The sequence below is a fragment of the Enterobacter sp. JBIWA008 genome (assembly GCF_019968765.1).
Taxonomy (GTDB): domain Bacteria; phylum Pseudomonadota; class Gammaproteobacteria; order Enterobacterales; family Enterobacteriaceae; genus Enterobacter.
On sequence record NZ_CP074149.1, the window covers coordinates 1,826,212 to 1,847,432 of the forward strand.

Here is a 21,221-nt window from a genome sequence, read left to right on the forward strand (position 1 = left end):
CTTATTCCATGAGCCAGCAGCTGAACAAAGCAGTGATAATGTTGTCGGATTGCCTGAGTTTCCATTAAAATGGATCGGATCGATATAAGCACACAAAGGGGGAAGTGCTTACTTATTATGAAACATAAACAACAGATGATGAAAATGCGTTGGTTGGGTGCTGCAGTGGTGTTATCACTGTATACCTCATCGGCACTGGCCTTTAACATCGACGATGTCGCAAAACAGGCAAAATCGATGGCAGGCAAGAGCTACGAAGCGCCAAAAAGTAACTTGCCCTCCGTTTTCCGCGACATGAAGTATGCGGACTATCAGCAGATCCAGTTCAATCACGACAAAGCGTACTGGAGCAATATTAAAACCCCGTTCAAGCTTGAGTTTTATCATCAGGGTATGTATTTCGACACGCCTGTTGCCATCAATGAAGTGACGGCAACAGCGGTACGTAAGATCAAATACAGCCCGGATTACTTCAATTTTGGCAATGTGCAACACGACAAAGATACGGTGAAAGACCTGGGCTTCGCAGGCTTTAAGGTGCTTTACCCGATCAACAGCAAAGATAAAAACGACGAAATCGTCAGCATGCTTGGTGCCAGCTATTTCCGCGTTATTGGCGCGGGGCAAGTGTACGGGCTTTCTGCCCGTGGTCTGGCTATTGATACCGCGCTGCCATCAGGTGAAGAGTTCCCGCGTTTTCGTGAGTTTTGGATTGAACGTCCAAAACCAACGGATAAACGTCTGACTATTTATGCGCTACTGGATTCCCCGCGTGCAACCGGTGCCTATCGCTTTGTGATTATGCCGGGTCGTGACACGGTAGTGGACGTGCAGTCCAAGGTTTACCTGCGTGATAAAGTGGGCAAACTGGGCGTTGCACCACTGACCAGTATGTTCCTGTTTGGGCCGAACCAGCCGTCACCGGCAACGAACTTCCGCCCGGAACTGCATGACTCCAACGGTTTGTCTATTCATGCCGGCAACGGTGAGTGGATCTGGCGTCCGCTGAATAACCCGAAACATCTGGCGGTTAGCAGCTTCGCAATGGAAAACCCGCAAGGTTTTGGCCTGCTGCAGCGTGGTCGTCAGTTCTCCCGCTTTGAAGATTTGGACGATCGCTATGACCAGCGTCCAAGCGCCTGGGTCACGCCAAACGGTGACTGGGGTAAAGGTAAGGTCGAGCTGGTAGAAATTCCAACCAACGATGAGACCAACGATAACATCGTCGCTTACTGGACACCGGATCAGCTGCCGGAAGCCGGTAAAGAGATGAACTTCAAGTACACCATTACCTTCAGCCGCGACGAAGATAAGCTGCACGCGCCGGATAACGCGTATGTGATGCAGACTCGCCGCTCAACGGGTGATGTGAAGCAGTCTAATCTTATCCGTCAGCCTGACGGTACCGTGGCATTTGTCGTGGACTTCACAGGCCAGGATATGAAGAAACTGTCACCGGATACCGCCGTTGCCGCTCAGGCAAGCATCGGGGATAACGGTGAAATCGTTGAGAATACCGTGCGTTACAACCCGGTAACCAAAGGCTGGCGTCTGACCCTGCGCGTGAAAGTGAAAGATCCGAAACAGACCACTGAAATGCGTGCTGCGCTGGTCAGTAACGATCAGCCGCTGAGTGAAACCTGGAGCTATCAGCTACCTGCCAATGAATAATACATCTGAATATATTGATGCCATGCCGCTGACGGATATCGAAAAAGCGGCGCTGCCTAAGAGCGACATCCGCGCGGTTCACACCGCGCTGGATGGTGAACATCATACGTTTTCTCGTGACGATGATACGCCGCTCGGGTCAGTCAAGGCGCGTCTGGAGCAGGCCTGGCCGGACTCGCTGGCGGAAGGGCAGTTGATTAAAGACGATGAAGGACGCGATCAGCTTCAGGCGATGCCGAAGGCTACGCGTTCCTCTATGTTCCCCGATCCTTGGCGCACCAACCCGGTGGGTCGCTTCTGGGATCGCCTGCGTGGGCGTGATGTGACGCCGCGTTATTTGTCACGCCTGACGAAAGAAGAGCAGGCCTCTGAACAGAAATGGCGTACCGTGGGAACAATCCGTCGCTATATCCTGCTGCTTCTGACGCTCGCGCAGACCGTCGTCGCGACCTGGTATATGAAAACCATTCTGCCTTACCAGGGCTGGGCGTTTATCAACCCGACGGACATGATGGGCCAGGATCTCTGGGTCTCCTTCATGCAGCTGCTGCCGTATATCCTGCAGAGCGGCATCCTTCTGCTGTTCGCGGTTCTCTTCTGCTGGGTCTCGGCCGGTTTCTGGACCGCGCTGATGGGCTTCCTGCAATTGCTCATGGGGCGTGACAAATACAGCATTTCGGCGTCAACGGTCGGGGATGAACCCCTCAATCCCGAGCACCGTACCGCGTTGATTATGCCTATCTGTAACGAAGACGTTGACCGCGTGTTTGCGGGCCTGCGTGCAACCTGGGAGTCCGTGAAGGCGACCGGCAACGCGGAACATTTTGATGTTTACATCCTGAGCGACAGTTACAACCCGGATATCTGCGTGGCAGAACAAAAAGCGTGGATGGAGCTGATTGCAGAAGTGCAGGGCGAAGGGCAGATCTTCTACCGTCGTCGCCGCCGTCGCGTGAAGCGTAAAAGCGGTAACATCGATGACTTCTGCCGTCGCTGGGGTAATCAGTACAGCTACATGGTAGTGCTGGATGCTGACTCCGTCATGAGCGGTGACTGCCTGAGCGGTCTGGTGCGTCTGATGGAAGCTAACCCGAACGCGGGTATTATTCAGTCCTCGCCAAAAGCGTCCGGTATGGATACGCTCTATGCGCGCTGCCAGCAGTTCGCCACCCGTGTTTACGGGCCGCTGTTTACGGCGGGTCTGCACTTCTGGCAGCTGGGTGAGTCGCACTACTGGGGCCACAACGCCATTATCCGCGTGAAGCCGTTCATTGAACACTGCGCGCTGGCGCCGCTGCCGGGTGAGGGTTCGTTTGCCGGTTCTATTCTGTCGCACGACTTCGTGGAAGCGGCGCTGATGCGTCGTGCTGGCTGGGGCGTCTGGATTGCCTACGACCTGCCGGGATCGTACGAAGAGCTGCCGCCTAACCTGCTGGACGAGCTCAAGCGTGACCGCCGCTGGTGTCACGGTAACCTGATGAACTTCCGCCTGTTCCTTGTTAAAGGGATGCACCCGGTTCACCGCGCGGTGTTCCTGACGGGCGTGATGTCGTATCTCTCCGCACCGCTGTGGTTTATGTTCCTTGCGCTCTCAACTGCGCTGCAGGTCGTCCATGCCCTGACGGAGCCGCAATACTTCCTGCAACCGCGCCAGCTGTTCCCGGTGTGGCCGCAGTGGCGTCCGGAGCTGGCGATTGCGCTGTTTGCCTCCACCATGGTGCTGCTGTTCCTGCCTAAGCTGCTCAGCATCATCCTGATCTGGTGCAAAGGCTCGAAAGAATACGGCGGTTTCTTCCGCGTGACCCTTTCGCTGTTGCTGGAAGTGCTGTTCTCCGTGCTGCTGGCGCCGGTACGTATGCTGTTCCACACCGTGTTTGTGGTCAGTGCGTTCCTGGGCTGGGAAGTGGTCTGGAACTCACCGCAGCGTGATGACGATTCCACGCCGTGGAGCGAAGCCTTTATGCGCCACGGTTCTCAGCTTCTGCTTGGCCTTGTGTGGGCGGCAGGGATGGCGTGGCTGGATCTGCGCTTCCTGTTCTGGCTGGCGCCGATTGTCTTCTCGCTGATCCTGTCGCCGTTTGTCTCCGTGATCTCCAGCCGTTCTACGGTGGGTCTGCGAACCAAACGCTGGAAGCTGTTCCTGATCCCGGAAGAGTATTCCCCGCCGCAGGTGCTGGTAGATACCGATCGTTATCTCGAGCAAAACCGCAATCGCACGCTGGATGATGGCTTCATGCACGCCGTGTTTAACCCGTCATTCAACGCCCTGGCGACGGCAATGGCGACGGCGCGTCACCGTGCCAGCCAGGTGCTGGAGATTGCCCGAGATCGACACGTTGAGCAGGCGCTTAATGAGACCCCGGAAAAACTCAACCGCGACCGTCGTCTGGTACTGTTGAGCGATCCGGTCACAATGGCGCGTCTTCACTACCGCGTGTGGTCCGCTCCGGAGAGATACTCTTCGTGGGTGAACTACTATAAGGACGTGAAGCTGAATCCACTCGCACTGAAGTCAAAGTAAGCCTTCTCTGTGATAAACAAAATACCGGCTGAGAGGCCGGTATTTTTTTAGAGGTCATTGATGAGAATAATCATCGTCGTCATCATGGCATGCCTGCTCAGCGGCTGCGGGAGTATCATCAGCCGCACCATTCCAGGGCAAGGCCACGGAAATCAGTATTACCCGGGCGTGAAATGGGATCTCCGTGATTCCGCATGGCGCTATCTGACCGTGCTCGATCTGCCATTCTCGCTGATTTTCGACACGCTTTTACTGCCGATCGATGCCAGCCACGGCCCTTACGAATAGCGTAAATTAACGCTCGTCCCACTCATCGGCTGCAGTTTGACCTTCTTCCGTATCCAGCGGTGGCTCGAGCTGAAACTCACCCTCATCCCACTCGTGCAGGGTGTTCTCTTCCAGCCATTCCTGCCGAAGTTCGATTTCGTCGTAGTCGCCATCAAAGACGGCCTGCGCACCTTCACCACTTAATATCGGCAAACATTCCCCTTCTTCCCCTTCATCGGTAAAGAATTCGGCCTGCCACATAATATCCCCATCCTGCAGAACGTATTTTTGGATATTAAGCTGTTGCACGTCAGCATCTTCTTCTTGAACGCCGGGGTTGTCGGCGAGGAACTCTTCACGAGCGGCATCAATAGCTTCTTCCAGCGTACTATAGAATACATATTCTTTATCGGACATAATGAGTTCCTCAATGATTATGTTTATCAAATGTATAGGTGCATGAATGCGAACTGTCAAAGCCTACATCTATAGTAGGGTATCAAGCTTGCAGCAGGTTGATGCTTTTGGCTTAGATCGCCAAATTAGTACAGTATTAGACTTCCTCGAAAACGCTAAACTACCCGCTGAATTAGGGTATCAGCTCGATCCAAGCAATCATGAAGTACTGGAAAGTGATAAAGGTCTGTCAGGGTACAAAGGGCATAACTTTACCAAAGGTTCTTTAGGTCAGTTTAAGCGGCGTGTAGAGGCAGGGGAGATAACTGAAGGTTGCTTGCTAATCGAGTCTGTAGACCGCTTTTCACGTAAGCAAGGCTACGATGCTATCGATGAGTTTACTTTTTTAATCAAACGTAACATTGATATTGTAGAGGTTGAGACTGGACAAATTTACAGCTACAAACTCGACCACAAGTTATCCGCATTATCCACCAGTATCGAACGTGCTCACCAGGAATCGAAAAGAAAAGCCCGTATAAGTAAAAAATCATGGAATAGACGCAAAGAAGAATCATTGGCTACTGGTGTTGCCCTTAACAACAATACACCTGACTGGCTTTCACTTAGCCAAGATAAAAAAACATATGAGATTGATGCACAAAAGGTACAAACCATAACCAGTATTTTTGAATGGTATCGCGATGGCTATGGCGTGACTGAAATCGTCAACCGACTTAATAGTGAAGGCAATAGGTACAATGGAAGAGGCTGGAACACGGTCACAGTTTATAACAAGTTAAGAGATCGCCGTCTCAATGGTTATCTAATCGGTAAGTACAAAACAATTCCAAAGAAAGATAGTGAAAGTACTACTGACACTGAAAAGCGAATCTTAGAAAATATCAAGATTAAGAAAGAAGCAAATGATAATGCACAGCGTATCTATCCTGTAGTGATTGATGATGAATTGTTTACAAAAATTCAATCCATGATGGATAGAAACGTATCTTCCAAAAAACAAAGAAGTACTACGACGAAGCAAAGAAATCTCTTTAACGGTTTAACTAAGTGCCATGAGTGCGGTAGTCCTATGATCGTTCAAAGTATGTCTAATGGTGGACAGTATTTGAGGTGTTATAGACAACGTACAAAAGATGAGAAATGTAATTCAAAAATGCTTCGGTACTTTGAAAGTGAGAAGGTTCTATTAGGACACATTAAAAATCTTAATCTTGATGAAATTTATAGTGACCGAAAACACGCCCAATCGTTAGATGTACTGAAAAGACAACTTTCAGATGTTAATGAAAAAATAGTGTTGCTTAATGATAAGGTCAAGAGTGCCAGTGATGAAGATGAACTTTTTGCTATCATGGAATTTAAAAGGAAACGTATACTAGAAAAAGATGAGTTAAATCAGAAGATAAGTTCACTTGAAAACGAAAGCGAAATCGTACGTCTGAATTATAACTATGATATAGATAAGCTCACAGACCAGGACAACACAGCACTTAGACGTAAGGCTAATGAGCATATAGCGAAGGTTATTTCTGCAATTAAATGCCGAAGAATTGATTCGAGTTACATAGGTGCTTACTATCTTTATGATATCACCTACCATAGAGATATACTAAAGCACATACTGATTACTGATAACAGCGGCAAGCTGATTAGTGAAATCACCATATCCGAAAAAGACAACGAACGTACTTATCTGGTAAGAGAAGAAGATCAAACTGTATTCAAGGTAGAATCTAATGGCAATACGTGGGTAATGTATGCGAGTAGAACAAAAACAATAGATGATCTACTCTATTATATAAACACAATGATGGTAGGAAGAGAGCCTGATGATTTCGCATACCAACTGAACGAAGACCATATAGAATGGATTGACTAATACTGAAGATGTTAAATGACATGTGGATTAACCCACTTATAGATATGATACTTGGTATTGGCCTAGTGTGCGGTATTGGTTGGTTAATCATTAGGTTTTGGCCTTACTTCTTTAGTGTAGTATTCATAATGGCGACGATTTATGAAGTGTGGAATATCTTCAGATGATAGATACGCCGAAAGGGGGGTTGCGGGATTAGTAACTATCTATAACTATGAATAGTACTGAAAAGATTCAGAAAGGTAGTTTCATCATTTAAAACTTAATTTTGACCTCACCTGATGCTCTGTGTGAGGTTTTTTTGTATAAGGAGTGTGTTTCTGTGTCTGAAGAAATCAGACGCATATGGAGCGTTAAAGGGGTCGTTGTGAGGTGCTATTCAAATAACTGAAGACTGAACCTAAGCTATACACTTGCTTTTGTAGAGAGCAGATCCGATATGAGAAAAGAGAGGAAATCTCTCTAATTCAATCACTTGCGTGATTTTTGGGATAATCGACTGAAAATAGATAAAAAAAAGTAAGAAAATCTATAATAGATGAAAGCTAATAAAAAATGATTTTTAATAGCTTAGTGTCTCACGGAATTAATAAAAAGTCAACATCTGAAATTACAATACCGCACCCAGTGGGTTTGATTTCATCAATTGAAGTAACATTGTACCACTCTTGATTGTAACTTGTCAAAATCCTGTTTGATTTCATTTAAGTAACTTTTTGACTAAGCCGTTTTCCGCCCTTACCATAGCAACTGTCAAAACGAGATGGTTTCAATACACGAGTAAAACAATAGATAACAGGAGGTAGCCCATGAGATGACTTTTAATTTAGACAACAAAGGGGGTCTCTATGACCGTATCAAAACGTGGCCGTGTGCCAAAAACAATCAAAGAAGCAGTACAAGCACAGTTTGCTCACATGGGGGAGGGCTATACAACACTTACAAAGTGGAAGAAGACTGAAAGCGTAGCCTACTTTAGTGTCTATCGTGAGTTGCCAAATGAACCAGAACCAATAATCTATACATTTGCTATTCATGGTGATGAAATACGCTACACATGTTGTGACGTGAACACCTGTGAAGCAACTCAGATATCATTAGCCTACTCAGAGGATGCTTTCTTTCAGTTCATGTTCAAATGTAATCTACCATTAGAATTTGAAGCATTTTCAGAAATAATGCGTCTGATAACTATACATGGGATAGACGTTTCAGCATTCTATAAATAAAAAGAATGAGAGGCATTATATTATGCCTCTTCTATATCAACTCCTATTTTTGCTAGTCACTATAAATAGTACTACATGAATAGGAGAGTGATTATGGTTTGGTTAGGTAATGTACTCATTGAAGTACTTGCTACTATTGTATATATGTTTGTACTATTCCCACTTTGGGTAGTGCTATATCTTTGTTTTATGGTTTTAGTGTTACTGTCACTTCCCCTAAAGATTACGATGATTAGAAGGTGCCTCGGAGTTAGTAACTCACAAGATTCTACAAAAGAAGATAATTAAAACGTAAGACAGAAAAATGAAACGGGATTTGTTTACATGGTATAATATAAGTATCTTGGGACACTTGGGGATCTATGTCCTATAATAAGATGTTGCTATTTGTATAAAGTCGAAAAACATCCAGATAGCCGAAATCCCCACTCTATCTACAGAGAATAAATAGTAGTAATAACATTATAACTCCTCCTATTGCTAATTAAAGATAGTCCTTTTAGGGCTACTTTTTTACGCATGAGAACGTGAATTATGTAACACAAAAGGTATACATTATGGAAAAGAAAAATAAAGATATTCCAGTATCTATTCGTATCACGGCAGAACAAGCTGAAGCAATTCAAAAGATGCTAGTTGATACCGGCAAGGCAAAGAACCGTTCCGCAGGTATTCAGTATTTGATCACTCAAATGATGATTCAGGGATAAATTATATAATGGTTGTCTACTAACCACACAATAAGTAGAAACGTAGTTACAGGAAGTAACGCGGAATCATAAGGAAACAAACATGAGAAGACAAGTAAGTTATAGTAAATTGAAAAGAACAATCAGGACTAATAGAAAGTCATTGAACAAATCAATACAAAAGAAAGAAAAGGTAAATTTCATTCAACTAACATTTTCACAGTACGAAAATATCCTACTAAGCGATATGACAAGTGCTAGAATTTGTAATGTACTAAAAGTGAATTGTGATAAACATTTCATTAGCAATCTACGCAAAAATAAAGTTCCAGAGTATCGTGAATGGTTCAAAAAGGTACGCGGAGTGTAATGCCTTCCCAAATTTTCCGGAGTAAAAAAGCCTGAGTGCTAGGAACACATCAGGCCAGTATTAATTAACATTTTTATAGGGATAATTATCATGACGAAAAAGAAAGAAGCACATGAACTAAAGAAACGTGGACGAAAATCGAAAGAACACGACAATGCAGAATTACAAGATCATCTAAGAGGGGTACGCTACCTCAATCAACTTACAGATGAAGCACGTAGAGTAATATCCAATTCAGTAAAAAGTTACTTTGAGAAGAACAAGAAACGTAAGACTTTTGCAAACAAAAACATGCTGCTATTAGTAACTTCTACACGCTACATCACTGATATATCAATAAAGCACAATATTGAGTTCTACGATGCTTTTACACAAAAGGAGTATGGCGATTCATCAGTACGTGATTACAAGATGGTTACGATAGCCATATGTGAGGGTTTAAATGAACTTCTAAACAGTGGTAAGCCTATCAGAAGTGATACACCAGAGGGAGCAGAGTACCTAACAGGTGAGGAAGCGTATCAACTACGCGAAGCTATTGATGCTGGGTGCTCTAAAGCCGATTTACTAAAGGTTATAGCTTCAATTTATCCCGAATTAAAACATTCTATGTAGTGTTTTAATTCAGGGTCAAATGTCGTAATTCGGGTTAAAGTGGGGTTTTATAGGGAAAATTAGTGATTTAGGTACTCCATTTAGTGGTGTAAATGGCCTAAAAATCACCATATATAGTGATTCCCGAATTTCGACACCATAATTAGAAATTATTAAGACCTCTTGAACTACGTCCAAATCGGTCTTTGAGTGCCTACACTCCCTGCGGTCGTATAGTCACTGAAACACAAATTAAACCGATCCTTGCGTTTTTTCTCGGTAGTACTCGAAAAGAACGCGAGGGATTTTACTCGCTTTCGCTCAGACAAGTAACAGTACTGTCAAAGTAACAAAAACCCAAGAGCTACTATCAAAGTAATTAATCAAAGTATTTGTGAGTCACCACGGAGTTACGCCTGAACGAGTCACCCGCACACGCAGCCGCCCACAGAGGGCATTACTAACAAGAAGGAATACCTAATGAAACCTAACTGGAAACACGGCCAGTATTGACTTTATTAAATATTTCTCTAAAGGGGTTCACTTTTTAATTCAGTCTGGAATAATAGACTTATCAAACACACACGAGGATGATAGAAATGACCACATACACAAAGATTTATGGGAGATATGCCGTTAACGCTGATAAAGTAGATACGGTTATATTGTATGATGGAATTACTAACCAGCAATTACCATCAGATGCACAAATCAATTTACCAGTTAGTGATATCCAGAAAATGTTTGAACAGGCCTATAATAGGAAAGGTGATTCAGATACTTTCGATAACTAATTCACTACTAAATATGAATTAGAAGATAAAGCCGCAAATTATATGCGGCTTTTTTACTGGGCAAAACCTGTATGCTAATAATCCCAATTATATGTACTTACCAAACAGTGTAATACTTACTGGATGGTACTGAGTAGTAGAGAGGCCAGCCAGTTGGCAGGGATGCTTGAAAAAATTCATTGTATTAATTTAATTTTTTACAGCCTCATTTAAGCATTATCAGTAAATACATTGAAGGGTTAGCTATACTAACCTAATAACAGGATTTAAATATGCTTAGAACAGAATTTCAAACTTATGATGATGATTCATTTTACTTTCTATATGTTACAGACAAGATAAGAATAGAAACTGATGGCGATAGTGGTTTGGTACTTGAACATATTGGCTCATTTAGGCAAGAACCAATAGACATGAACTATTATCTGAACCTGCCAGATGATGAGGCTGCTTACTTCCAGCAATCATTGGTAAACTCAGAACTGGATACAATAATTAAGGGGATGAATATTTTATATGTCAATTTATACTGGAGTCTTCATAATCCCCCTTCAAAGGTATAGGGGGAGTATATCCGATTACAAACTATGATTTTTATATCTTGGAGTTCTAAATCTGAATTGACGAATACGATTGTCATCATTATTCGATGTGTCTTTTATTTTTTTATCACAAAAAAATAATGTTGTTCCAACAGAATAAATAAAGGCGAGGAAGTAGAAGATAGATAAATATAGATGGCTGCTAAATATATTATAAAAAGAATAACAAAAACATGCGAGCCATACAGCTATAATAAACCTGCTCAGATAAATGTTTATTTTTGATACTGATGGTCGCTTTGTATGCTCACTTTCGAAAAAAAATGCTTTGTAAAGATTTCCTGTTATGTAGTATTCAATTTTATCAATTATAAATTCCCAGTTCTCTTGCCAATACTTGCTGCCAACATTTACATAATAAAAACAGCAAGAAAATACAACGCCAATTATGGCAATGGCTGGGGCAAGATGGCTATAACGGTAATTAGATAAAGTTAGTCCAAAAGCAGTAGTAACAACAGTGAAAAAAGCGAAGAAATAAGTAGCACGTTTCCAGTATAACTCTATTTCAAACTTTCTAATATCATGGGCTTTTTCTAACGCAAGTCCTAACATCTTATGATGTCGTGATTCTTCTTCGAAACTCGACACATCTTCTTCAAAGAAATGGCTAAAAAACTCTCTATCTTGCGGACGTATAACTATTGCATTTTTTACTTTCATTTTGATTTATTTCCGTATATATGATAAGAATTACTTTACCACTATAAACTCAATCAAGTACACTCACAACCTCACGCCCCCCACGATGGGTAGGTTTGTTAAAGGTGTGGGTGTGGCGTGAAGCTATCTTATGGTAATCCTCAGTACTGATTTACTCCCTTCAGTTCACATGTAAGTAAAGAAATTCTACTTAAGGCCGATACTACCCATGATAGGAAATCTGTTGTTGATTTCCTAACTATCATTACTGATAGCTTATAAGGACGAAAATGAAAAAACTATTATTAGCAACATTATTCATGGCGAGTTCATCACAGGCCGCTACTATCTCTGAGGGTTTTTACTGCGACAGCTACGGCAATCTGATGAAGATGATTAGTGCTATCTCGACTAAAGATCAGGGTGTGATGTTGAAGATGGTCAAAGCTGGTAGTTGCGTTACGGTTGAAGAACCTATGACGATACGTAACGTACAGGTTATGGATCATGGGTTCGTGTCATTCGGTCATTCAGGCGAAGTAGGGTATTCAGTACAACAATTCATTAAGGAATGATGATATGGTAATCACAGAAGCAGGCATTAAACGTACATTCACTGGTACTAAAGCATTGGCAGTACTCTCTATCCTGGGTGGTGTGTTAGTGATGTTCAATGTTAGAAGAGAAGACGGATATGTCTCTACATTCATGGGGGATACTGCTGTATTCATACTTGGGATGATTGCTACAGTACTGTATGGTTGGGTAGGTATGTTGGTCGGATTACTGACTATTCCAATTGCGAAAATGTTTAGCATTGAGAGTAGTAAACTCAAGAAAGTATTAAGCATAATTTACTGGTTCGTAATTTCGTGGGCTGTTTATGTCATTGGATTTATCGTCACTTACTTTATTTTCGGTGATGATGAAATGACTTTAATGGAACTTAAACCAGCAGTAGCCGTTGCCTCATTGGTTGTAGCGAGTATTCACACCGGGCTGTTTAGAGAAATGTTGAATAAAGAAGCATTACCAAATTAAAAAGAAATGCCCCTCTAAGTAGGGGCTTTTAATTATAAATTATAAAGCTAATCAACCTTTGAGTAAAACTAAATAGACGTTAGCCTTTATTAAGATTGTTTTTCTCAAATAGACATTCATCAGTAGATATTAATTTAAACTTATTATCCCCAAGTCTTACAACGACAGATGAATCCTGCGTTTCATAAATGACAAAGCCATTACAAGTTAAATCAAGTTTAGATGTCATTGCTACAAGTCCACCTAATAAATGCGAAATAGAGATTGCTATCATAAATAAAATCAAATAAATATTGAAGTTGGTTTTGGTTGCCTTAGCAAATAAATTAAGAACGTTTGACTGAGATTGTTCTTTTGCATTTTCATCAATACTTTGGGAAAGTGATAGATCACGTTTAAATAGCAGTGGAATTAGAATGTCATTAGCAACTAATGTTAACAAGAAAAGAAATTGCAGTATGGTACTCAGAAGTGACATCACATGATGAAAGACAATAATATATAAAAAGAAAACTATGAACATGAATATATAAGTTAGTATAGTACTATTGATTGGTGTTTGTTGATTAATTTTCTTGCGTTCATAAATTATTTTTGAAATGAGATTTGCAAAAGGAATGAAGATAACGAAGGTGAATGATAGAAAGATAAATCCAAAAGTGATAAGTGTTTTAAGATTAACATTGATTAATTCGTTGGGAAGCTCAAAGTATCGGAAGTAACCACTTTCATAACTAAATGTCAATAAATAGCACGTAGTTGTGAGAAGTAAAACACGAACGCCATCAGAAAGGCTCATCCTCAAAACCCCATCATCAGTAAAAAAAATATTATAGGTACTCCTACGCGAAGTGTCTAGTAGCGAGTTTTCGGCAGCGGGTTTAATTATTTATGTGTTAGAAAAATAATCATACCCGCACCGCATTAAATTACGGCGAAGCCGATGTTTCTTTCTTCACAATCACATTCAACATCATCACCACAATCGCATAGCTTCATTACTTCATGATAACCATACTCATAACCATCAATGTAACTTTTGATTTTTGCTACACTACGGGGGGAGCAATTCAAATGAAAACCAACACACCAAAATGATCTGGTGTCGTAAACACATCTCTTGATTGCATTTATTTTTTTAATGTCCTTTTCAAATCCATTAATCAATGGTTGAATGTCGCGAGAGCATTTTAATTCTAGGAAAATGAAGGAATTTAAACGAGTACGCTTTTTTCTTATGGCGAGATCTATAAACATATTATATCTCTCGCGTAACATACGGTTATCTGGAATTGCCTCAATTTCTCTTTCTACTTGGATGCCCTCTGTTTGTGTAATGAAGTATTCAAGCTCAACCTGTAACCATTTCTCCCAGTCATTTCTATTTCTTTCACGAATCATCTTAAGCCTGGCTTTTACGCCTTCATCTTTAAGAAACTGAACCATTATTGTTCTAACTGTTATGGCATCGGCTTTATAGGTCATAAATAGGTCCATAGGATAAATGAATATTGTTATCGGCAAACTGGATAAATACTTTAACAAAAAAAGGATAAATCATGATTACTATAAGATCACTGGCCGCACAGTACGGATATGATGAAAGTACGGTACGCCAATGGAAAGCAAACGGTATGCCTATAGGTGAAGGTACTGAAGAAGCTGATACACGAGCATGGATAGTACAGAATGTAATTCTACCATTACGTAATACCGATACACGCGAACAAATAGATCAAGAACGCCTACGTAAGCTAAAAGCAGAAGCGGCATTATCTGAGCTTGAATTACAGGTGAAAAATGGAACGGTAGTTAGTACTGAATATCTTGAACAAGTACTAACTGAATACCTATTTCAAGTTAAAACAGCAATGAGAGCAATCCCTTCTAAAACATACTTAGAGTTATTCGCACAGACAGACGCAAAAGATTTACGAGATATATTAAAACAACATATTGATAGTACTTTATTCCAGCTAGGAAGCATGGAATTTGAACTACCCACGGATGAAGAAATATTAGAAGATGGAAACGAACAAGAAGAAATTAATGCAAGTACTGATGAAAGTACTGCCGACGATACAGCCACCGAAGATACAGAAAACAAGTGAATGGATTAGTAATGGTGTAGTTAAGTTTGTTGACGGGCCGAATATGGGGCTTGATTGGGTTCCGTTTTCCTTTCAACGCGAACCAATGGATATAGCACAACATAGAAGTACTAAAAAGATCATTCTACAGTCATGTAGTCAGCTTTTAAAAACCACTGTTTTACAATCAATAGCATTTAACCTAATGGCAAATGATCCATGTAATTTTGCTTTTGGTAGTTCTTCAGAATCTGAAGTGAAGAAATTCAAGGATGGTAAATTTCTACCAGCTATTGAAACTAGTGAAGTACTAAGCCTACTGGTAACAGACAAGAACGATAAGAACGCCGCCAATAACGCAAAACAAACACAAATGATAAACGGTACTTTTGTGTACTGGCTAAACCTCAATACACCAGGAAACCTACGCGGGATTACTTGCCGTGTGGTTCTATTGGATGAGGTGAGTAATGTTTCTATTACAGAAGAAGGTTCACCAATAAAACTAGCAGAAGCACGTACTAGTACTTTCGGTGATGATGCTCTTGTAGTCATTTCCAGTACTCCACTGTATAAAGATGATCTAATTAACAGTGAATATAATCTCTCTGATAAACGCCGTTGGTTTGTTACTCACACTTGCGGTCATGAATATACTTTTGAATGGGAACAAGTAGCATTTGAATTCAAACAACTTGAGAATGGTAGAGCAATACCAGACAGTACAACTACCCGTTTAATTTGTCCCCATTGTCAGGAAGAGATAGACGAGCATACACGCCACCAAATGATCGATAACGGGCGATGGATAGCTACTAGTACTGATGGTGATCCGGGTGTAGTTGGCTATCAAATATCACGTATGTATTCCCCATTAAATACTATTTCCGAAATGGTAAGTAAGTTTGCCGATGCTCTTTATAATTTCAATCTTCAAACATTTTATAATAATGAATTGGGATTACCCTATGAAGATGAATATGCGAAAGAACTAGATATACTTCGATTGGAATCGCTACGTGAAGATGAATTTAATCTACATAGAATACCAGAATCAACACTCGGAATTTGTATAAGCGTAGATCAACAATTGGATAGGTGTGAGGCTACAATATTAGGCTTTGATGAAAAGAACATTTATGTACTTGGTCATGAATTTTTCTATGGTCATGACTGTACCAAGATTGAATCTCAAGCATGGAAGGACTTAGATCAGTTTTGCCGTCAAGATTTCCGAAGCATTGATGGTCGCATAGTACCTACACTTGCCGTATTCGTGGATAGTTCGAACGGTAACGCTACAGATACAGTTAAGAAGTTTACCGCACGTTGGGCTAAGTATCATCCTATTAAGGGTTCTAGCAGTACTACAAGTGACTTATTCAAACAGAGTACACAGGCGGGATATAAACTACAGATCCTAAATGTTCATGAGCAAAAGAATACTATTCGTAAACTTTTAAACTTGATGCTCAGTACTGAAGCAGAGAACGCACCAATTCAATTACGTTTTTCCAGTACTCTACCATCAGATTACTTTGAACAATTATCCTCTGAAGAACTAAAACCCGCTGGTGGTAAATTAGTATGGCGACTAAAGAAAGGGCAAAAGAGAAACGAGGCTCTAGATTGTCTGGTCTATGGAATGATCGCAATCGTATATTCTCAATCACAATTAGGTATACAACCGTTTAGAAAACTACGCGAACATAAAGCCAAATCATTACCACAAAAGATAAATAAACCAGAAGAATCACAACCTACCCAAAGTACCAGACGTTCTAGGCGTACTGGTGTGGGTTCAAGCTGGTTTGGAAAAACGTAAAATGATAAGGATATCCAATGGCAATTTTACCAGAAAAGATTTATATGGTTTCAAACCCATATGATTACTCTGTAACAATTCCTGCTAAAACACTTTTCGTTATTTCATATGTCAGTACTGGTAATTCAATTACATTAGATAACAGTAATAGTGATAGTGAAGGTTCATTTACTATCACCTTTGAAACTAACGTTGCTTCAGAAAAGGTATTCTGTACAACTATTACTAATGGCATTGCCAGTACATTCCAATGTGAAGTAATCGATCCAACAAAACATACTGAAGAATACGCACGTATTCGTAAGATGATTGAAGAGATCGAAGCGGTAATTGAAGCAAAAATACAAGGTGGTGCTAACTACAGCATTACAATAAATAATAAAACTCTAGTTAGTGAGTCATTAGCAAACTTAGAAGCAATCCGTGCTCGTTATATTGAACGTGCTAATTCTCTATGGGCTAAAATGAATGGTCAATCTACATCCGGTTCAAGTAAACCATTTAAGAGTATGACTGTATTCCGAGATCCTAACTATCCAAATCGTTGGGGTACTCGCTAATGTGGTTTAAGAAAAAACAACCAGAACAACCAAAACCAGTACAGAAAACTAATGAAGTCCGTGAACATGTTGGTAAAACATTACAACGTGATTTAAACCAGATTCGTACAACTAGTAATGGTGTGAATGCTTTTGGCTTTGGTGTCGGTACTAACTCAGTAAGTATTAATAACATCATTAAATGGCATTTATCAGAATGGCGTAGCCAATCACGTGACGCAACACTAGTAAACCCAATCGCACGTAAGTACATGATGCTTTCTGTAGATGGTGTAGTAGGCAGTAATGGTATCTATGTAAAACCATCAGTAGATATTGATGTTGATGAAGAAACCAAACATACCATTAACCAACAACTAGAAAAACTATTTGATAGTTGGGCTTATGATGCTAGTAAATTCTCTATTGATGGCTCAATGACTTTTGATCTATTCGCACAAGTACTAGAGAAACATCGTTGCCGTGATGGTGAAGCATTTGTACGTATTCATAATTTTAACCGCTCAATCAAAATTGAAATTATTGATTCTGCTAGATTGACTCAATTTAATAACGCAGTACTGGCAGATGGATATATTAGTAATGGAATTGAATATAACAAGTATCGTCAACCAGTTAATTATTATTTCGCTAAATATAATCCAGTAACATATACATATGATGCTACTAGTTATGAAGTTGTACCAGCAAGTGAAATCCTACATTACTTTGTTATGGATGATGCCACACAGGAACGCGGTATACCGGATCTAATTGCCAGTACTAAAGTATTAGCAGACCTAAAGAACTTCCAGGAAGCAGCATTACTTGCTAAACGAATCTCAGCCAGTGTAACCACATTCATTACCAATAATGGAAACAACAATGAATTAGCACTAACTGAAGGTGAACAAGATACAGCGATTTATAACGAGTACTTAGAACCTGGTGCTATCTTTGAATTAAATGCTAATCAAGATGTTAAATCAGTTGATCCTCGTAATGGTGTTGACGGTATAGCAGAATTCACAGATGTACTATTTGATAATATTTCAATGGGCTTAAACGTCACTAAGCAATCCCTAATGGGAAGTACTGCTGATGCGTCATTTAGTGCTGCGAAACTTGCCGAACGCCTACAAGCTACAACTTTCAGTACTCGAACTAATGTACTCATAAATAAAGTACTCAAGCCAATTTATACAGCTTGGTTAAAGAATGAAATGCTAAATAATAATAAGTTGAAATTAAGTTTTTCTGATTTCGATGATCTTGTATGTGCTCGTTATATCCCTACTAAACCTATTTCACTTGATCCATTGAAGGATATTCAATGTGAAGTAGCTGCTATTGATGCTGGTTTGAAATCCCGTACACAGGTAATTAGTGAAATGGGCGGTGATCCACGTGTTGTACTTCAAGAAATAGAGAATGAGAAAAATATGAACAAGGAAGTTCTAGATGAAAATAAAAAACCAGACGAGGGAATTAACCCTACCAACGGCGATTAATTCTGATAATCGTACCGTTGAAGTTGCTTTTTGCTCTGAAACTCCTGTAGCACGTGAAATAGAAGGAAAGTTATATAACGAAGTAATTCTATGTAATCCAGAAAATGTAGACCTATCGCGTTTGAACAATTCAGGGGCAGTACTTTTTAATCATGACCGAGATCATTTGATTGGCAAAGTACTAGCGGCACGTATTGATTCAGATAAGGTAGGCCGTGCTGTTTTACAGATTTCCAATGCTTCGGAAAAGGAATGGGAACAAATCAATGAAGGTGTATTAACACATATTAGTTTTGGTTACACAGTTAATGATTACCGTATTGAAGGAAACATTATCTATGTAACTCATTTCACCCCATATGAAATATCACTAGTAACAGTGCCAGCCGATGTATCCGCCGGAGTTGGTCGCTCATTGATAAATAACAATGATGACAACCAGAAGGATATGATCATGGAAGATGAAAAAGAAATTGAAAGTACTGAACCTGAAATCAATGATGAATCAGAAGTAGTTAGTACTGAACTTGAATCTGAAGAAGAAGTAGAAGAATCCCTAGAAGAAGAAATTACTGAAACTGAAGAAGTGCGTATGAGCGATGAAGAACTATTAGAACAAATTTCTAATCGTCCAGACTTGCTTGAACGAATGATAAATAAAATCGAAGTTGAAGAAACACGCGAAGAAGTACAAGAAAGTACTGCCAATTCTGAATCAGAAGATTCTACCGATGAAGTAGAACGTAAACGTGAATTGGAATCAATCGGCGTAGTTCTAAATATTGATGTGTCTGAAGCAATTGAAAATGGAATTTCAGTTGAGGACTTCAAACGCACACTAAATACAAAAACAAATCCTAATCATGATAAGGAAATCAAAATGGATAAATCCGTATTAAATGGCCTAATTCGTTCACTAAGTGAAGGTAATTTTGCTGGTAAAACTGAAATCCCTGCGAGCGATTTCGTTCGTACTTCTACTACTGTTGGCGGTGCTGCTCTAGTTAAAGAAGTATATGCTGATTCTTATATTGATGTGCTACGTGCTCAATCAGTATTTGCGAATCTACCTGTACAAGTATACTCAAATCTAGAAGGTGAGGGTAATCTAGTTCTACCTAAACTATCTTCTGATTTCACCGATAACTTCGGATATGTTACTGAAGGTGCTCCATCACCATCTTATAACGCAGCTTTTGAGAAGATTACTCTAAAGCCAGAAATCTTTACTGGTTCTGTTGAACTAACTCGTACTCTAATTAAATCCGCGTCTACTGCTGAACAATATATTCAAGACGCAATGGTTAAAGGTGCTGCTCTAAAACTAGAACGTCTAATTCTTACTGACGTTGTTGCTGCTGCTCCAGAAGTTACACTAACTGCTGCTATTACTAAACAAGATGTTATTAGTGCTCTAGCTACTCTAGCTGCTGCTAACGTCCGTATTGAAAACGTAGTTGCTATTGTACACCCTACTACCGCTGCTGTATTGCGTACTACTCTAGATGGTTCTAACACCGCTGCTAAGTACTTGCTACAAGGCTATATGGGTGACGGTATCCTAGCTGATTCAGTACGTATTGTTGAATCTACTCAAGTTGCTGCAGGTGCTATTGTTTTCGGTGATTGGTCAAATATCGTTATGGCTCAATGGGGTTCAGTAACTATGGATCGTGACGATACAACTCAACGTAACTCTATGGGTATCGTTCTACGTACCTTTAGCTTCCAGGCTCATGCTCTAGCACACGATGAAGCATTCCTAGTACTTAAGTTAGCTTAATACAAGGATGACAAATGAGAGCATTTTTTAGTAACTCACAAATAGAGTATCTATTAAATGCTTTTGGTGAAAAGCTCGTCATTGTTCAAGATGGTGTATCAATAACGATTACCGCAATTTTTGAACAAGACGAGCTTTTTTTCGATGATAGTCAAACTACCGTAACATATTTTAGTGCTAAGTCAGGAATTAAACTAAATAGCACCTTCACGATTGATAACACCGAATACGTAGTAAATAGAATAGATGATGATACGAGCGGTATCTCTAACTATCACTATGTTCGCAAGATCGATTTAGAAGAGGAAATATAATATGTTCACGGCAGACTATACAATAAGAAAGTATTTGATTAATAAATTAGCAGTAATTGTTAATCTACAATATCCATCAAAAGCAACGGTAGATGATACCACTATGGTTTACATTGGTGATTCTTCAGTACAACGTTCACAGATAGCCAAAGCAAATCAAATTGTAAACAATCAAATCGTACCTTCAACTATTAGAAATTTATGTGAATTTCGAGTTGAGTTTGTAGCTGTCGGACAATCATTTAAAAGTGCTTCAGATGAAATAGAAAAGATTCTTGAAGCACTTTATACATCTGGTTTCTTTGATGAACTAAACCAGCAACTTCCAATGCCATTATTCAATATCCGTATTGAAGATAGCCTAATGACTACTCAAGCCGAAGCAACGGAAACCGCTTATGTACACACGCAAACTCTATCTTTTAGCTATGGGGAATAAT

General features: G+C 40.5%; 22 protein-coding genes. 18 read left to right on the forward strand and 4 right to left on the reverse strand.

The genetic code is table 11. The annotated features are described in order from the left end of the window. The first annotated feature begins 117 nt into the window (after positions 1-117). The 3 genes from mdoG to KGP24_RS08795 are packed head-to-tail and all read left to right on the forward strand — an operon-like array spanning position 118 to position 4,480. Positions 118-1,671, forward strand: a complete 1,554-nt coding sequence (gene mdoG / locus KGP24_RS08785; RefSeq protein ID WP_223563052.1) for a glucans biosynthesis protein MdoG — start codon at positions 118-120, stop codon at positions 1,669-1,671. Next, positions 1,664-4,192: a glucans biosynthesis glucosyltransferase MdoH gene (mdoH, locus tag KGP24_RS08790; protein WP_223563053.1), complete on the forward strand. Its 2,529-nt coding sequence runs from the start codon at positions 1,664-1,666 to the stop codon at positions 4,190-4,192. The genes mdoG and mdoH overlap by 8 nt, the downstream gene beginning before the upstream one ends. Before the next feature lie 60 nt (positions 4,193-4,252). Beyond that, a complete protein-coding gene (locus KGP24_RS08795; protein WP_223563054.1) occupies positions 4,253-4,480 on the forward strand; it encodes a YceK/YidQ family lipoprotein in 228 nt (75 codons plus the stop codon). A gap of 6 nt (positions 4,481-4,486) precedes the next feature. Here KGP24_RS08795 and KGP24_RS08800 read toward each other — a convergent pair whose 3' ends face one another. Continuing rightward, on the reverse strand, positions 4,487-4,876 hold the full coding sequence (locus tag KGP24_RS08800) for a MysB family protein (RefSeq protein WP_223563055.1): 390 nt from the start codon (positions 4,874-4,876) through the stop codon (positions 4,487-4,489). Positions 4,877-4,922: 46 nt separating this feature from the next. On the opposite strand from KGP24_RS08800, the gene KGP24_RS08805 reads away from it, so the two are divergent. From KGP24_RS08805 to KGP24_RS08830, 6 genes are all read left to right on the forward strand, one after another. Next, positions 4,923-6,758: a recombinase family protein gene (locus KGP24_RS08805; RefSeq protein WP_063252792.1), complete on the forward strand. Its 1,836-nt coding sequence runs from the start codon at positions 4,923-4,925 to the stop codon at positions 6,756-6,758. 848 nt (positions 6,759-7,606) lie between these two features. After that, on the forward strand, positions 7,607-7,987 hold the full coding sequence (locus KGP24_RS08810) for a hypothetical protein (protein WP_063252789.1): 381 nt from the start codon (positions 7,607-7,609) through the stop codon (positions 7,985-7,987). A 557-nt stretch (positions 7,988-8,544) separates the two neighbouring features. Next, positions 8,545-8,697: a hypothetical protein gene (locus KGP24_RS08815; RefSeq protein ID WP_223563056.1), complete on the forward strand. Its 153-nt coding sequence runs from the start codon at positions 8,545-8,547 to the stop codon at positions 8,695-8,697. A 439-nt stretch (positions 8,698-9,136) separates the two neighbouring features. Beyond that, positions 9,137-9,661, forward strand: coding sequence for a hypothetical protein (locus KGP24_RS08820; RefSeq protein WP_063252787.1), 525 nt, complete (start codon positions 9,137-9,139; stop codon positions 9,659-9,661). Positions 9,662-10,239: 578 nt separating this feature from the next. Continuing rightward, positions 10,240-10,434 carry a hypothetical protein gene (locus tag KGP24_RS08825; RefSeq protein ID WP_064597064.1) on the forward strand — a complete coding sequence of 65 codons (195 nt, stop codon included), beginning with the start codon at positions 10,240-10,242 and terminating at the stop codon, positions 10,432-10,434. A 272-nt stretch (positions 10,435-10,706) separates the two neighbouring features. Beyond that, positions 10,707-10,997, forward strand: a complete 291-nt coding sequence (locus tag KGP24_RS08830) for a hypothetical protein (protein ID WP_064597067.1) — start codon at positions 10,707-10,709, stop codon at positions 10,995-10,997. Between the two features lie 15 nt (positions 10,998-11,012). Here the strand turns inward: KGP24_RS08830 and KGP24_RS08835 are convergent, their stop codons facing one another. Continuing rightward, a complete protein-coding gene (locus tag KGP24_RS08835; protein ID WP_064597070.1) occupies positions 11,013-11,699 on the reverse strand; it encodes a hypothetical protein in 687 nt (228 codons plus the stop codon). 269 nt (positions 11,700-11,968) lie between these two features. On the opposite strand from KGP24_RS08835, the gene KGP24_RS08840 reads away from it, so the two are divergent. Both KGP24_RS08840 and KGP24_RS08845 read left to right on the forward strand, forming a co-directional pair. Continuing rightward, a complete protein-coding gene (locus KGP24_RS08840) occupies positions 11,969-12,253 on the forward strand; it encodes a hypothetical protein (protein WP_223398171.1) in 285 nt (94 codons plus the stop codon). Positions 12,254-12,257: 4 nt separating this feature from the next. Next, positions 12,258-12,719 (forward strand): hypothetical protein, encoded by a 462-nt coding sequence (locus tag KGP24_RS08845; RefSeq protein ID WP_223563057.1) that lies wholly within the window; start codon positions 12,258-12,260, stop codon positions 12,717-12,719. Between the two features lie 79 nt (positions 12,720-12,798). On the opposite strand, the gene KGP24_RS08850 is transcribed toward KGP24_RS08845, so the two are convergent. Together KGP24_RS08850 and KGP24_RS08855 are read right to left on the reverse strand one after the other, a co-directional pair. After that, positions 12,799-13,518, reverse strand: a complete 720-nt coding sequence (locus KGP24_RS08850; protein WP_041461137.1) for a hypothetical protein — start codon at positions 13,516-13,518, stop codon at positions 12,799-12,801. Between the two features lie 125 nt (positions 13,519-13,643). Next, a complete protein-coding gene (locus KGP24_RS08855) occupies positions 13,644-14,204 on the reverse strand; it encodes a hypothetical protein (RefSeq protein WP_223563058.1) in 561 nt (186 codons plus the stop codon). A 74-nt stretch (positions 14,205-14,278) separates the two neighbouring features. Here KGP24_RS08855 and KGP24_RS08860 point away from each other — a divergent pair, with 74 nt between their 5' ends. From KGP24_RS08860 to KGP24_RS08890, 7 genes are read left to right on the forward strand one after another with little or no spacing between them, the layout of a single operon-like run. Beyond that, positions 14,279-14,830 carry a terminase small subunit gene (locus tag KGP24_RS08860; RefSeq protein WP_074144852.1) on the forward strand — a complete coding sequence of 184 codons (552 nt, stop codon included), beginning with the start codon at positions 14,279-14,281 and terminating at the stop codon, positions 14,828-14,830. Then, positions 14,769-16,634 (forward strand): terminase gpA endonuclease subunit, encoded by a 1,866-nt coding sequence (locus KGP24_RS08865; RefSeq protein ID WP_223563059.1) that lies wholly within the window; start codon positions 14,769-14,771, stop codon positions 16,632-16,634. The genes KGP24_RS08860 and KGP24_RS08865 overlap by 62 nt, the downstream gene beginning before the upstream one ends. Positions 16,635-16,651: 17 nt before the next feature. Next, positions 16,652-17,194 carry a hypothetical protein gene (locus KGP24_RS08870; RefSeq protein ID WP_159425439.1) on the forward strand — a complete coding sequence of 181 codons (543 nt, stop codon included), beginning with the start codon at positions 16,652-16,654 and terminating at the stop codon, positions 17,192-17,194. Continuing rightward, positions 17,194-18,684: a phage portal protein gene (locus tag KGP24_RS08875; RefSeq protein ID WP_223563060.1), complete on the forward strand. Its 1,491-nt coding sequence runs from the start codon at positions 17,194-17,196 to the stop codon at positions 18,682-18,684. Before KGP24_RS08870 ends, KGP24_RS08875 begins: the two co-directional genes overlap by 1 nt. After that, positions 18,635-20,467, forward strand: a complete 1,833-nt coding sequence (locus KGP24_RS08880; protein WP_223563061.1) for a phage major capsid protein — start codon at positions 18,635-18,637, stop codon at positions 20,465-20,467. Before KGP24_RS08875 ends, KGP24_RS08880 begins: the two co-directional genes overlap by 50 nt. Before the next feature lie 14 nt (positions 20,468-20,481). Next, the gene (locus KGP24_RS08885) at positions 20,482-20,781 is read left to right on the forward strand and encodes a hypothetical protein (RefSeq protein WP_032986646.1); all 300 of its coding nucleotides are present in this window, start codon (positions 20,482-20,484) and stop codon (positions 20,779-20,781) included. Between the two features lies 1 nt (position 20,782). After that, positions 20,783-21,220, forward strand: a complete 438-nt coding sequence (locus KGP24_RS08890; RefSeq protein WP_063252769.1) for a hypothetical protein — start codon at positions 20,783-20,785, stop codon at positions 21,218-21,220. The last annotated feature ends 1 nt before the right edge of the window (position 21,221 follow it).